This is a genomic window from Catellatospora chokoriensis (genome assembly GCF_011297315.1).
GTDB classification, from domain to species: domain Bacteria; phylum Actinomycetota; class Actinomycetes; order Mycobacteriales; family Micromonosporaceae; genus Catellatospora; species Catellatospora citrea.
Window position 1 is genome coordinate 1 of record NZ_JAAOTI010000036.1, and the last position, 12,905, is coordinate 12,905.

13 protein-coding genes and 1 pseudogene are annotated in these 12,905 nt (G+C 70.7%); 9 read left to right on the top strand and 5 right to left on the bottom strand.

All coding sequences use genetic code 11. The features are described from left to right. Positions 1-163: 163 nt before the first annotated feature. The gene (locus tag HAV39_RS36510; RefSeq protein WP_191843729.1) at positions 164-1,903 is read left to right on the top strand and encodes a cellulose binding domain-containing protein; all 1,740 of its coding nucleotides are present in this window, start codon (positions 164-166) and stop codon (positions 1,901-1,903) included. 91 nt (positions 1,904-1,994) lie between these two features. On the opposite strand, the gene HAV39_RS36515 is transcribed toward HAV39_RS36510, so the two are convergent. Together HAV39_RS36515 and HAV39_RS36520 are read right to left on the bottom strand one after the other, a co-directional pair. Next, positions 1,995-2,648: a response regulator gene (locus tag HAV39_RS36515; protein WP_191843730.1), complete on the bottom strand. Its 654-nt coding sequence runs from the start codon at positions 2,646-2,648 to the stop codon at positions 1,995-1,997. Then, the gene (locus tag HAV39_RS36520; protein WP_191843731.1) at positions 2,645-3,604 is read right to left on the bottom strand and encodes a sensor histidine kinase; all 960 of its coding nucleotides are present in this window, start codon (positions 3,602-3,604) and stop codon (positions 2,645-2,647) included. Before HAV39_RS36520 ends, HAV39_RS36515 begins: the two co-directional genes overlap by 4 nt. 528 nt (positions 3,605-4,132) lie before the next feature. Here HAV39_RS36520 and HAV39_RS36525 point away from each other — a divergent pair. Genes HAV39_RS36525 through HAV39_RS36535 form a run of 3 tightly spaced genes read left to right on the top strand, consistent with a single transcriptional unit; the run spans position 4,133 to position 6,266 of the window. Next, positions 4,133-5,431: an ArsB/NhaD family transporter gene (locus HAV39_RS36525; protein WP_239120817.1), complete on the top strand. Its 1,299-nt coding sequence runs from the start codon at positions 4,133-4,135 to the stop codon at positions 5,429-5,431. Further along, the gene (locus tag HAV39_RS36530) at positions 5,404-5,781 is read left to right on the top strand and encodes a hypothetical protein (protein WP_191843733.1); all 378 of its coding nucleotides are present in this window, start codon (positions 5,404-5,406) and stop codon (positions 5,779-5,781) included. The genes HAV39_RS36525 and HAV39_RS36530 overlap by 28 nt, the downstream gene beginning before the upstream one ends. Beyond that, a complete protein-coding gene (locus HAV39_RS36535) occupies positions 5,778-6,266 on the top strand; it encodes a cation:proton antiporter regulatory subunit (RefSeq protein ID WP_191843734.1) in 489 nt (162 codons plus the stop codon). The genes HAV39_RS36530 and HAV39_RS36535 overlap by 4 nt, the downstream gene beginning before the upstream one ends. Positions 6,267-6,272: 6 nt before the next feature. Here HAV39_RS36535 and htpG read toward each other — a convergent pair whose 3' ends face one another. After that, positions 6,273-8,144 carry a molecular chaperone HtpG gene (gene htpG, locus HAV39_RS36540; protein WP_191843735.1) on the bottom strand — a complete coding sequence of 624 codons (1,872 nt, stop codon included), beginning with the start codon at positions 8,142-8,144 and terminating at the stop codon, positions 6,273-6,275. A 136-nt stretch (positions 8,145-8,280) separates the two neighbouring features. Next, positions 8,281-9,081 (bottom strand): SDR family NAD(P)-dependent oxidoreductase, encoded by an 801-nt coding sequence (locus HAV39_RS36545; RefSeq protein ID WP_191843736.1) that lies wholly within the window; start codon positions 9,079-9,081, stop codon positions 8,281-8,283. An 80-nt stretch (positions 9,082-9,161) separates the two neighbouring features. Between HAV39_RS36545 and HAV39_RS36550 the strand changes: the two genes are divergently transcribed. The 4 genes from HAV39_RS36550 to HAV39_RS36565 all read left to right on the top strand — a co-directional run bounded on the left by HAV39_RS36550 (position 9,162) and on the right by HAV39_RS36565 (position 11,700). Further along, on the top strand, positions 9,162-9,755 hold the full coding sequence (locus tag HAV39_RS36550; RefSeq protein ID WP_191843737.1) for a TetR/AcrR family transcriptional regulator: 594 nt from the start codon (positions 9,162-9,164) through the stop codon (positions 9,753-9,755). A gap of 207 nt (positions 9,756-9,962) precedes the next feature. Beyond that, positions 9,963-10,370 carry a hypothetical protein gene (locus HAV39_RS36555; RefSeq protein WP_191843738.1) on the top strand — a complete coding sequence of 136 codons (408 nt, stop codon included), beginning with the start codon at positions 9,963-9,965 and terminating at the stop codon, positions 10,368-10,370. A 108-nt stretch (positions 10,371-10,478) separates the two neighbouring features. Then, entirely contained in the window at positions 10,479-11,075 is a 597-nt protein-coding gene (locus tag HAV39_RS36560; RefSeq protein WP_191843739.1) for a ClpP family protease, read from the top strand. A gap of 4 nt (positions 11,076-11,079) precedes the next feature. After that, on the top strand, positions 11,080-11,700 hold the full coding sequence (locus HAV39_RS36565) for an ATP-dependent Clp protease proteolytic subunit (RefSeq protein WP_191843740.1): 621 nt from the start codon (positions 11,080-11,082) through the stop codon (positions 11,698-11,700). A gap of 134 nt (positions 11,701-11,834) precedes the next feature. Here HAV39_RS36565 and HAV39_RS43100 read toward each other — a convergent pair. After that, positions 11,835-12,080 (bottom strand): annotated as a pseudogene (locus tag HAV39_RS43100) (helix-turn-helix domain-containing protein); the annotation flags it as partial. Positions 12,081-12,210: 130 nt separating this feature from the next. On the opposite strand from HAV39_RS43100, the gene HAV39_RS36575 reads away from it, so the two are divergent. Then, the gene (locus HAV39_RS36575) at positions 12,211-12,894 is read left to right on the top strand and encodes a rhomboid family intramembrane serine protease (protein WP_191843742.1); all 684 of its coding nucleotides are present in this window, start codon (positions 12,211-12,213) and stop codon (positions 12,892-12,894) included. Positions 12,895-12,905: the final 11 nt, after the last annotated feature.

Consider the following 12,905-nt stretch of genomic DNA (forward strand, 5'->3'; position numbering starts at 1 on the left):
CGCCGACCAGACCATGACCATCGACCCCTGCCAACTGCAACTGCTCTACCAGGGCCGGTCGCCCAACTCCGGCGGCGACTACGGCCTGCTGCCCTACCGACCCGGCCTGCTGACCCTGCAGCGCTGACGGGGCGTGCCGCCGGTCACCATCGAGGAGACATGCATGAGGAACAGAAGAGTGGCCTATGCCGCCGCGGCGGCCGGATCGTTGCTGCTGGCGTCGGCGGCGGTCGGCGTGGCGCTGCCGGTCGCGGCGGCAGCGGCGGGCTGCGCGGTGAACTACGCGGTGTCGTCGCAGTGGCAGAACGGCTTCGGCGCCGATGTCACCATCACCAATCTCGGCGACCCGCTCACGGGCTGGACCCTGACCTGGTCCTTCAGCGCAGGCCAGACCGTCACACAGGCCTGGAACACCACGCTGACCCAGAACGGCGCCGCGGTCACGGCAAGCGACGCCGGCTACAACGGATCCATCGCAACCAACGCCACCGCCTCCTTCGGTTTCAACGGCTCGTGGACCGGCAGTAACCCCGCTCCCGCCGGTTTCGCGCTGAACGGAGTGCTCTGCACGGGCGGCGTCGTGCCGAGCGCGTCACCCACCTCAACCCCGAGCACCTCACCCAGCGCTGCGCCGAGCAGCACGCCCAGCACGGCCCCGAGCAGTCCGCCCAACACCACGCCGGACATCACGGTGAACAGCGCGAGCCGATACCAGGTGATCGACGGGTTCGGGGCCGCGGTGTCGATCTGGGGCGGCGCCTGGTCGACGTCCGAGACGCAGACGCTGGTCGGCCTGGGGCAGAACCAGCTGGGCCTGTCGATCGTGCGGACCGGCATCTCGCCGGTGTCCGGCGAGTGGTCGACGCAGGTGAATGCCCTGAAGACGGCGAAGGCGTACGGGTCGGGCGTGAGGATCCTCGCGTCGCCGTGGACGGCTCCGGCGGCGTGGAAGACGAACAACAGCCGGGTCAACGGCGGCAAGTTGAAGACCGACTACTACGACGACTACGCCAACCACCTGAACAGTTATGTCCAGTACATGCGCAACCAGGGCGTGACGATCGACGTCACCTCGGTGCAGAACGAGCCGGACTGGCACCCGGACTACGACTCGATGGACTGGAGCGGCACCGAGCTGCAGAACTTCGTCTGCACCCAGGGTGCGAAGGTGCTGAACACCAGGCTGATGGTCGCCGAGGCGGTCAACCTCAACTACGGCTTCACCGATCCGACCCTGAACGACACCTGCGCCCGCAACAACATCGGCTACATCGGCGGACACCTGTACGGAACCGAGGCCTCCGGCCGGCTGGCGCCGTATGCCCGGGCCGCCCAGTACAACAAGCCGGTGTGGATGACCGAGTGGAACTTCCACGAGGCTGACGGCAGCGGCTCCAACATCTGGGGCAACCCCGCCAACCTGACGGTCTGGAACGAGACGCTCGACGACATCATGCGCACGGTGCACAAGTCGATGGAGTCGAACTGGAGCGCCTACATCTGGTGGTACGGCAAACGCTTCTACTCCTTCATCGGAGACGGAGAGTCGGCCTACGGCACCACCGCGGGAGCGCCGCTCAAGCGCGGGTACGCGTTCTCGCAGTACGCCAAGTACGTCCGCCCCGGCTACCAGCGGGTCGCCCTGACGAAGAGCACCAAGGCCGCGCCGCTGGAAGTCACCGCATACCAGGGTGCCGGGAAGATCACGCTCGTGATCCTCAACCGGTCCGCCAACGCGGTCAACAGTGCCGTGATCCAGGCCCCGCAGAACGTCACCAAGGCGGAGTACCTCCTCACCTCGCAGAGCACGAACGCGGCCGGCCAGCCGGCCAGCGTGAGCGGCGGACAGGTCACCGTCAACGTCGCCGCACGCAGCATCTCCACGGTCGTGCTCACCCTCTGAAGTCCTGGCGGTGCCGGTCACGACCAGGTCGGGCGGGTGGGTGCCTTCGATCGTCGGCATCCACCCACCCGGCCGCCGCAGAAGACGGCGCTCAGGGTTCGATGAGTCCGGCCCGGATCGCGTAGCGGGTCAGTTCCAGCCGGTCGCGCAGGCCCAGTTTCTGCAGCAGGTTGGCCCGGTGGCGGTCGACGGTCTTGATGCTGATGAACAGCAGCTGGGCGATCTCCTTGGCCGTATGGCCCTCCGCGATCAGTTTGAGCACCTCCTCCTCCCGCGCGGTGATGGCCCGCGCGGGCTGGTCCTGCCCCCGCGCAGCCCGGTCCAGGTAGTCGCGGATGAGGGCGGTGACCGCGCCCGGGTAGAGGAACGGCTCGTCGCGCATCGCGGCCCGGCAGGCCTCGACCAGATCACGGTCGGCCACGGACTTCAGCACGTAGCCGTTGGCCCCGGCCCGCAGCGCCTCGAAGAAGAACTGCTCGTTGTCGTACATGGTCAGGATGAGGATGCGCAGGCCCGGCATGGTGCGCGACAGCTCGCGGGCGGCTTGCAGGCCGGTCAGCCGCGGCATCGCGATGTCGAGAATGGCCAGATCGGGCTGCTCGGCGCGGGCCAGCGCGATGGCCTCCGCGCCGTCGCCGGCCTCGGCGACCACGGTCAGATCGGGCTCGCTGTCGAGGATGAGGCGCACACCGCGGCGTACCAGCGCGTGGTCGTCGGCCAGCAGGATGCGGACGGGTCCGGTCACGGCGCGGTCCGCTGCTCGTCGATCGGCACCCGCAACCGGACCTCGGTGCCGCCTGACGCGCTGCGGGTGATCTCCAGCTGCGCGCCGATGAGCAGCGCCCGCTCGCGCATGCCGCGGATGCCCGCGCCCTCGGGGGCGTCGGCGACGCCGCGGCCGTCGTCGGCGAGGCGCAGCAGCACCTCGCCGCGCCGTCGCTGCAGCGACAGCTCGACCCGGCTCGCGCGGGCATGCCGCACGGCGTTGGTGAGCCCCTCCTGAGCCACCCGGTAGATCACCAGTTCGGTCTCGGCGTCCATCGGCGGCAGGTCGCCGCCCAGCCGATGGGTGACCGCGAGGTCGGTGTGCCCGGTGACCTCGGTGATCAGCGCCTTGAGCGCGCTGGCCAGACCCAGTTCTTCCAGCACGCCCGGGCGCAGGCGGCGGGCGATGCGGCGGATTTCGTCCAGGCCTGCCCGGGTGGTCTCCTGGACCTGGCGCAACTCGGCGGACAAGGGCGCGGGCGCGTGCCGGGCGACCTGCTCCAGCTGCAGCAGGACGGCGGTCAGCGACTGTCCGACCTCGTCGTGCAGTTCCCGGGCGACCCTGCGGCGCTCGTCCTCCTGCGCCGACAGGGCACGGGCGGTGCTGGTGGCGCGTTCGGCCTCCAACCTGTCGATCATGGTGTTGAACGCCCGGATGAGGTCGGCGATGCCCGCGTGGCCGGTGGCGATCGGCCGCGGAGCCGGTTGCAGCAGATCGAGGGTCGCCATCGCCCGGGTGAGCCGGTGCAGCGGCGCCAGCCCGACCCGCAGCAGCGCTCCGTTGGCGACCAGCATCAGCGCCAGGCCGACCGCCAGCACCAGGGCCTCGGTGAGCACGACCGGCGTGGACACGGTCACCGGCCCGAGCAGCAGCACCATGGTGGCCGCGACCAGCACGGCCGCATTGAGCAGGAAGATCCGCCAGAACAGCGACACCGTGCGCCTCCCTTCGCCGGAGTTCATCGAGCCGCCTTCCTGATCTCGAAACTATCGCCTCACGAACCCACCGCACCCCGCTTGAGCGCCACCCGGCCCGTGGCGCACCGGTGGCATCCAGGCAACCGCACGGCTGGGCGATCGCCCATGGGTGTCGACACCCATTTCCGGCCCGCGACGCCGCCGACCCGGGTGTGTTCCGCGAATGGCACGCACCACCGGACACGGGCCACCACTTCGGCACACCGCCGCCGGACGAGCCGTTTCGTCAGCCGGTGCGGGGCATGGATGCGGGCCGGCACCGTACGCAAATGGGTGCTGGACCGCATGGCCGTCCGCTCGGGGCCAGATGACCATGAAAGCAGACCGGCCGCGACAGGCCCGGTCATACCCGTCATGGCGAACCGCCGTGACCGTACGAGGAGACGCGATGACCCTGCCAGCCGCCGACCACGGCCGCTCGTACAACCCGCCCGAGACGGGGCTGCGCCCCGCCGACGCCGACACCGGCCCCCCGGGCGGGTGCCCGTGAGCCTGCAGGCCGTCACCGCACTCGTCATCTTCGCGGTCGCGTTCGCGCTCATCGCGACCGAGAAGATCAACCGCGTCGCCGTCGTGCTCGGCGCCGCCGGCCTCATGACCCTGCTGGGCCTGGTGCCCGGCTCGCACGTGTTCTACTCCCCGCACGCGGGCATCGACTGGGACGTCATCTTCCTGCTGCTCGGCATGATGATCATCGTCGGGGTGATCAAGCAGACCGGCGTGTTCGACTTCCTCGGCATCTGGGCCGCGCAGCGCTCACAGGGCCGCCCCTACCGGCTGATGGTGCTGCTGATGGTGATCACCGCCATCGCGTCGCCGTTCCTGGACAACGTCACCACGGTCATGCTCGTCGCCCCGATCACCATCTCCGTCTGCCGGCGGCTGGGCATCCCCGCCGCGCCGTACCTCATCGCGGAGGCACTGGCCTCCAACATCGGCGGCGCGGCCACCCTCATCGGCGACCCTCCGAACATCATCATCGGCAGCCGGGCCGGGCTGAGCTTCAACGACTTCATCGTCCACATGGCACCCGTCACGGTGGTGCTGTTCGCGGTGTTCGTGCTGATGGCCCGGGTGCTGTTCCGCAAGTCGTTCGTCTACCGGCCCGAACGTTTCGCCGCGGTCAAGGAGCTGGACGCCCGCGCGCAGATCACCGACCGGTCGCTGCTGGTCCGGTGCCTGGCCGTGCTGACGCTGGTCAGCCTCGGGTTCACCCTGCACACCGTCATCCACGTCGAGCCGGCGATCATCGCGATGCTCGGCGCGGGCCTGATGGTGCTGGTCTCCCGCGTCGACAGCACCCGCTACCTCGCCGAGGTCGAGTGGCCGACGCTGGTGTTCTTCATGGGCCTGTTCGTCATGGTCGGCGGGCTCGTCGACACCGGCGTCATCCACCAGATCGGCGAATGGGCCGTCGACACCGTCGGCGGCGACCACTTCCTCGCCGCCACCGGGCTGATCTTCGGCTCGGCCGTGCTCGGCGCGTTCTTCGACAACATCCCCTACGTCGCGACCATGGCCCCGATCGTCGAGGACGTCGTGGCGCAGACCCCCGACCCGGCCACCGGCCAAGCCCTGTGGTGGTCCTTCGCCCTCGGCGCCGACCTCGGCGGCAACGGCACCGCGGTCGCCGCCAGCGCCAACGTCGTCGTGCTCGGCATCGCCGCCCGCGCCGGGCAGCCGATCTCGTTCTGGCAGTTCACCAGGTACGGCATCGTCACCACGGCGGTGACCACCGTGATCGCATGGGGGTATGTATGGCTGCGCTACTTCGCGGACTTCTGACCACCGACACCACGTCCCCGGCCGGTGCGGCACCGGCCGGGGAGCCCCACCGGCGTCACTCACACCCGGCCGCCGCCCCGCCGCCGTCGACGCGGCCGCGGTGGGCGTGGGCGACCCTACTGGCCGCCGTCGGCGTACTGGGCGCGGCACTGGCCACCGCCAGCGGGGAACTGCTCGCCCTCGGGCTGCTGGCCGCCGCCGCCGCGGCACGCATGCTCGACCGCGGCGTAGGCGGCTCGTTCACCAGGACCGGCGGTCCCGAACGGCCGCCTGCCCGCACCGTGCCCGAGCGACCCACCGGTCCGGGCACTCGGACCGCCGCGACCACCAGACAGGAGACGACCGTATGACGATCATCGAACGTTCCGCGCTGCCGGGGATCGGGATGCGCTACACCCTGGCCACCGTCGACGGCCGCGGGCTGGCCGTGATCTGCCATCCCTCCGGCCGCCGGGACCTGCTGGTGTACTCCTCACCGCATGCCGAGGTCGCCCACGGCAGCGTGTCACTGACCCCTGCCCAGGCGCACGACGTGGCGGAGCTGCTGCACACGCTGGGCGTCGTCGACCGGCTCGCCGCCGCAGGGCTCTCCCGTGCGGCCGACGTCGCCGCGCTGCCGGTTCCGGCCGGCTCCCCGTACGCCGGGCGACCGCTCGGTGAGCTGGGCAGCCGGCTGCCCGCCGGGATCAGCGTGCTCGCGCTGATCCGCGACGGCGACACCCGGCCCGGGCCAGACCCCGACACCATGCTTCTGGGCGGCGACGTCCTGGTCCTCACCGGCGGCCGCCCCGACCTGGCGGCCGCCGCCGAAGCGATCGCGGGCCATCCGACCTGACGTGGATCAGAGTGTGCGGGCCAGCCGGTCGGCCAGCCGCCGGGTGAACCCGGCCGGGTCGTCGAGCTCGCCGCCCTCGGCGAGCACCGCCATCGCGTACACGAGTTCACCGGTCTCGGCGAGCGAGTCGTCGTCGCCGCGCTCGGCGTGCGCGGCGCGCAGCTTGTCCACCAGCGGATGCTGCGGGTTCAGCTCCAGGATGCGTTTGGTCTTCGGCATGTCCTGGCCCATCGCCCGGTAGAGCCTCTCCAGCGCCGGCGGCGCGTCGAACGCGTCGGAGACCAGGCACGCCGCCGACGTGGTGAGGCGAGTGCTCAGCCGCACCTGCTTGACCTTCTCCCCCAGCCGGGTGCCCAGCCAGGCCAGCAGCTCCGTGTAGTCGCCGGAGTCCGGCGCCTGGTCCGACGGTGTCTTCAGGTCCACCTCGCCGCGGCTGGCCGACGCGAACGGCTTGCCGTCGTAGTCGCCGACCATCTCGACCCACATCGCATCGACCGGGTCGTGCAGCAGCAGCACCTCGACGCCGTTGGCCGCGAACGCCTCCAGGTGCGGCGAGTTCGCCAGGGTGGTGCGCTGCTCCCCGACCAGGTAGAAGATCTCCGTCTGGTCGGGTGTCATGCGCTCGGCGTACTCCCGCAGCGTGGTCGGCCGGGCCGGGTCACGGGTCGAGGCGAGCTGCACGACGTCGAGGATCGCGGCCCGGTTGTCCGGGTCGTTGACCAGGCCTTCCTTGACGGCCTGGCCGAATTCGCGCCAGAAGCCCGTGTAGCGCTCGGGGTCCTTGGCGAGCATGTCCTTGAGGGTGCCGAGGACCTTCTTGACGAGGCGGCGGTGGATCGTCTGGATCTGCCGGTCCTGCTGGAGGATCTCGCGGGACACGTTGAGCGACAGGTCGGCGGAGTCGACGACGCCCTTGACGAAGCGCAGGTACTCCGGCAGCAGCGCCTGGCAGTCGTCCATGATGAACACGCGTTTGATGTAGAGCTGCACGCCGCGGCGGGCGTCGCGGGAGAACAGGTCGTACGGCGCGCGGGTGGGCAGGAACAGCAGCGCGTCGAACTCCAGGGCGCCCTCGGCGCGCAGGTGGATGGTCTCCAGCGGGTCGGTCCAGTCGTGGCTGACGTGCCGGTAGAACTCGGTGTACTCGTCGGGTGTGATGTCGGCGGCGGGCCGCGACCACAGGGCCTTCCTCGAATTGAGCGTGGCGGGCTGGTCGGTGTCGGGTTCGCTCATCCGGATCGGCCAGGCGATGAAGTCGGAGTAGCGCTTGACGATGCGCCGCAGCACGGCCGGGTCGGTGTAGTCGTGCAGCTGGTCGTCCTCGTCGGCCGGCTTGAGGTGCAGGGTGACGGAGGTGCCCGGGGCCGCGTCGGCGACCGTGGAGATCTCGTAGGTGCCGCTGCCGGTGGACTCCCAGCGGGTGGCCTCGGCCTCCCCGGCGCGGCGGGTGATCATGACGACCCGGTCGGCGACCATGAAACTGGAGTAGAACCCGATGCCGAACTTGCCGATGAGTTCCGCGGTGCCGTCCTGCTTGGCCTGCTGCCAGCGGGAGACGAACTCGGCGGTGCCGGACCGGGCGATGGTGCCGATCAGTTCGATCACCTGGTCGCGGGTCATGCCGATGCCGTTGTCGCGCACGGTCAGGGTGCGCTGGGCGGGGTCGGCGGCGAGTTCGATGCGCAGGTCGCCGGTGTCGGCGTCCAGCTCCTTGTCGATGAGCGACTGCAGGCGCAGCTTGTCCAGGGCGTCGGAGGCGTTGGAGACCAGTTCCCGCAGGAACACGTCCTTGTTCGCGTAGACGGAGTGGATCATCAGTTGAAGCAACTGCTGAGCCTCTGCCTGGAACTCGAACGTCTCGACCTGACCCACCGGCATCCCCTCTCCGCGTCGGCACTGTCCGTGCTGGAGTGCCGACGCAGATTTAGCATCAAGGCTCCGGCCGAGGCAACTCGGCGGGCCGGGCGCGGCGCGTCGGCCTGGTCCGGTCCAGGCGAGCCGGATGCCGTGACGGCTACTGGACGCTGCGGATCGTGCCGCCGTCCACGCGCAGCGTCGCGCCGCTGATGTAGCCGGCCAGCGGGCTGGCCAGGTAGGCCACTGCCGAGGCGATCTCCTCCGGGCGCCCGAAGCGTCCGGTGTCGTTGGGCACCCAGTCGGCTGCCGCGGCTCGCTCGATCTCGTCGAGGTCGTCGCCCCAGCCGTGTGCGGGGGCCAGCCGCAGCAGCAGGTCCCGGACGGTGTCGACCATGATCGCGCCGGGTGCGACGACGTTGGAGGTCACGCCGGTGCCGGCCAGTTCGCGGGCCAGGGAGACGGCGAGGTTGTGCCGCGCGGCCAGGGTCGCGGTGTAGTGCGGCTGGTCGGCCGTCGGCTGCGCCGCCAGGCCGCCGCCGATCTGGATCACCCGGCCCCAGCCGCGCTCGCGCATGCCGGGCGTCAAGTGCTGGATCATGCGTACGCCGGAGATGACGTTCACCTCGTACAGGCGTGCCCACTGGGCGGGCGTGGCCTGCGCCCAGCCGATCGGGTCGTACGCGCCCGCGTTGTTGACCAGGACGTCGATCGGGCCGCCCGACTGGGCCGCGGCGGCGACGATCGCCGCGCCGCCGTCCGTGGCCAGATCGCCGATCGCGATGTCGGCCGGTCGTCCGTCGGCGCGGATGGCCTCGGCGACCTTGGCCGCGCGCTGCTCGTCGCGGCCGTGGACGACGACCGCGGCGCCTTCGGCCGAGAGCCGGCGGGCGATGGCCTCGCCCAGCCCGGTGGTGCTTCCGGTGACCAGTGCGCGCTTGCCTGCCAGTTGCAGGTCCATGACTCCCCCATGCGGTGTGTGCTGGATCAGATGTCTACGACTGTAGACGCCGCTGACCTGCATTGTCTACACTCGTAGACATGATGGTGACGCAACAGCCACGCCGCCGGGACGCCGCGGCCACCCGCGAGGCGATCCTCGACTCCGCCGTCGAGGCGTTCACCCGCGCCGGATACGACGGTGCGGGCGTGCGCGAGGTCGCCGCCGCCGCCGGAGTCACCGCGATGCTGGTCAACCGCTACTTCGGCTCCAAGGAGCAGCTGTTCGCCGAGGTCGTGGAGCGGTCCTTCGCCCCGCCCACCATCGTGGGTTCGCCACCGGCGGCACTGGCGGCGCACCTCGCCGAGGCCCTGGTCGCCCGCACCGACCCCGCCGCCGCGCAGCTGAGCCCGTTCCTGCTGATGCTGCGCTCGGCCGGCAACCCGCGCGCCGCCGAGATCATGCGCGACGCGATCTCCAGGCACGTCGGCACGCGCCTGACCAACCTGCTCGACGGAACCGACGCCGAGCAGCGAGCCGAACTCGTACTGGCGCTGATCTCCGGCGTATGGCTCATGCGCGACATCATCGCCACCCCGGCACTGACCAGCGCCGACCCCGCACAGCTGACCGAAATGCTGACCGACGCCCTCCGGGCTCTCAGCAACACCGGACCCCACCGCGCGAGCAGCTGACCCGCCGACGGCCGGACCTGCGTCCCGGGGCGGCACTTGCACGCACACCCAGCCGCCCGCCTCAGGCGGGCACGCGGGCGACTTCGGCCGATCGGGCGAAAACCGGTCCGCTACGGCGTGTGTCCTTTGCTTCGGACGACAGGCCAGGCAATCTGTAGCCCGTGCTCAGCCGGACCACGTGCTGAGGTCTTCCCTGGGGAGTTGGTCATGGACCTGGTGCGGGAGTACGTGCGCCGGTATCTGGTCGCACAGCGCGAGGCGGACCTCGGTCTGGCCGACGCCGCCGACAAGCTCAAAGCCGACGGGCACCGGATCATCGACGGCGGGCAGACCAGCCAGACCACCTGGAAGTACACCGACTGGCACACCGGTGAGGTCATCGCCAGCGGCGACGCCGACATGAGCGACGACGAGGCGCTGGACGCCCTCGACCCCGACGGCACGTTCATCCACATCGACAACCTCGCGCCGCAACGGGCCCGGCCCGATAATCCCGGGATCCCGCACAGCCTGGCCGGCGCGCTGGAGGACTGGGTCGACCTGCTGACCACGCCCGACGAGGACATCGCCCGGTTCGTGGGATGGCCGGTGACAGACGTCGCCGAGGCCAGGTAGCGGCCGCTCTGCCCTCGGCTAAGTCGCTGTCAGCAGAATGCCTTGGTACGCCGCACCCTCGGGCCTGATCGTGGACTACGAACAGGCCCGAGGAACAGGAGTACACCGATGGGCGTCACCGCCACGCTGGACGACGAACTGAGCAAGAGGCTGCTGCACGAGCGGATCATCGTGCTCGGCTCCGACGTCGAGGACGAGATCGCCAACCGGATATGCGCCCAGCTGCTGGCGCTGTCCGCCGAAGACCCGCGCCGCGACATCGCGCTGTACCTGAACTCGCGCGGCGGATCCGTGCTCGCGGGGCTGGCCGTGTACGACATGATGCAGCTCATCCCCAACGACGTGATCACCGTTGCGATGGGGCTGGCGGGCAGCATGGCCCAGTTCCTGCTGTGCGCCGGCACGCCGGGCAAGCGGTTCGCGCTGCCCAGCGCGCAGGTCCTGATGCACCAGGGGTCGGCCGGTCTGGGCGGCACCGCGGCCGACGTGGAGATCTACGCCGGGCAGCTGGAACGGCTCAGCAACCTGATGAGCGTGCTGACCGCCGGGCACACCGGCCGGCCGGTGGCCGAGATCGTCGAGGACGGGCAGCGCGACCGCTGGTTCAGCGCGCAGGAGGCGCTCGACTACGGGATGGTCGACCACATCGTCGCCCACCTAGACGACATCCGCCCGCGCGTGGTCAAGCAGCGGATGGGGGTGTAGGACCGTGGGCCAGTACACGATTCCCACCGTCGTCGAGCGGACCTCGCGCGGCGAACGCGCCTACGACATCTACTCCCGGCTGCTGTCGGAGCGGATCATCTTCCTCGGCACGGAGATCACCGACGACGTCGCCAACGTGATCATCGCGCAACTGCTGCACCTGCAGGCCGAGAGTGCCGACATGGACATCTGGTTCTACGTCAACTCACGGGGCGGCTCCTACAGCGCGCTCACCGCGATCTACGACACGATGCAGTACGTCCGCCCGGACGTCGCCACCCTGTGCGTCGGGCAGGCGTCCTCGGCGGCGGCCGTGCTGCTGGCCGCGGGCACCGCCGGCAAGCGAGCCGTGCTGCGGCACGCCAAGGTCGTGCTGCACCAGCCGTCGACCGAGGAGGGCTCCTTCGACGTGGCCCATGGCACGCTGCCGGACCTGGCGATCCGGGCCCGCGACGTGTCGCGGGTGCGAGCCGAGATGGACGACATCCTGAGCCGGCACACCGGTCACCCCGCGCAGAAGATCCGGCACGACCTCGATCGGCACAAGACGTTCAGCGCCGCCGAGGCCGTCGCGTACGGCCTGGCCGACCAGGTCATCACCACCGTGAAGGCGCCGACGGGTTAGGCGGCCAGGGCGTAGGCGTCGCCGGCTCGCCGGGTCGGCGGCGCCGCCACCTCGAACCGCCCCACGGCCGTCCGGTGGACCGGCACCACCGTGACCGCGCCGTTGCTCGCCGAGATGTGGAAGGCGACGGCGACGAGCAGGTCCGACAGCTCGATGCCCAGCGCCGCGCACAGCGCCGCGAGCACCTCGGAGGAGATCTCCTTTAGGCCGCGCTCCACCTCGGACAGGTAGGGCATCGAGATGCGCGCTGCCAGCGCGACCTCGGCCAGCGTGCGCCCCTGCTCAAGGCGCAGGCGCCGCAGTGCTTCGCCCAGCGCCGAGCGCAACAGCACTCGGCGCGCAGGCGCCTGGGCGTGTGACCGCTCCGCCGGATTCCGCATGGATCGTTTATAGCCGGGCCGGCCACGACCTGACAGCCCAGTTCGCTACCGGCAGAGTCGGCAGCCGGGTGGAGTGCTCCGGGGCCGCCTCGTTCGGCGGCTGAGTGCCGCACGGCCATATCATGCCGGGATGCGGCCGTTCCCCCGTGTCACCGCGATCGTCTTCCTGCTGACCGCCGTCCCGAGCCTGCTGCAGTTCGCCTGTCCGTCACTGCTGACCAGCCTGCGGCGCGACCCTGCTCTGATCGCCGACGGTCAGCTCTGGCGGCTGGTCACGTCCTCGCTCGTCCAGGACAGCGGGGTCCCCGGCACCGTCAGCAACCTGGGCTTCCTGCTGGTGCTCGGATGGCTGGCGGAGCGTGCCGTCGGCCCCGGCCGTTGGCTGCTGTTCTTCCTCAGCGGTGTCGCCCTGGGCCAGATCGGCGGGCTGCTGTTCGACACTGTCGGCGCCGGCAGCTCCATCGGGTTGTGCGGCTTGGTCGGCGGCACCGCGGTCGCGGCATGGCACGGCCGCGATCCGCTGCCCGCAGCGATCGGCGCCGCGTACGCGCTCGCCGTCGCCGCGTCGGCAGTGGACGTCCTGTGGTCCTTCGTGGCAGCCGCCGTCCTGGCGGGATTGCTCATCAGCCAGCGCGGCCGCGTGCCCCGCTGGACATACTGCCTGGTGGCCCTGACGGTGGGCATCGGCCTGACAGTGTTCGCCGACCTGCACGGCACCGCGCTGCTGGGCGGAATCGCCGCCGGCGGCCTCGCCTACCGGCCCGGGATGCAGCCATCGCCGCAGGTGCGTGCCGACGCACCCGATGCGGTCTGACCGCCGCGCTG

Coding starts and splice junctions, on each gene's coding strand:
- HAV39_RS36510 (WP_191843729.1), top strand. CDS start 164: ATGAGGAACAGAAGAGTGGCCTATGCCGCCGCGGCGGCCGGATCGTTG.
- HAV39_RS36530 (WP_191843733.1), top strand. CDS start 5,404: ATGGCTGCGCTACTTCGCGGACTTCTGACCACCGACACCACGTCCCCG.
- HAV39_RS36535 (WP_191843734.1), top strand. CDS start 5,778: ATGACGATCATCGAACGTTCCGCGCTGCCGGGGATCGGGATGCGCTAC.
- htpG (WP_191843735.1), bottom strand. CDS start 8,144: ATGCCGGTGGGTCAGGTCGAGACGTTCGAGTTCCAGGCAGAGGCTCAG.
- HAV39_RS36545 (WP_191843736.1), bottom strand. CDS start 9,081: ATGGACCTGCAACTGGCAGGCAAGCGCGCACTGGTCACCGGAAGCACC.
- HAV39_RS36550 (WP_191843737.1), top strand. CDS start 9,162: ATGATGGTGACGCAACAGCCACGCCGCCGGGACGCCGCGGCCACCCGC.
- HAV39_RS36555 (WP_191843738.1), top strand. CDS start 9,963: ATGGACCTGGTGCGGGAGTACGTGCGCCGGTATCTGGTCGCACAGCGC.
- HAV39_RS36560 (WP_191843739.1), top strand. CDS start 10,479: ATGGGCGTCACCGCCACGCTGGACGACGAACTGAGCAAGAGGCTGCTG.
- HAV39_RS36575 (WP_191843742.1), top strand. CDS start 12,211: ATGCGGCCGTTCCCCCGTGTCACCGCGATCGTCTTCCTGCTGACCGCC.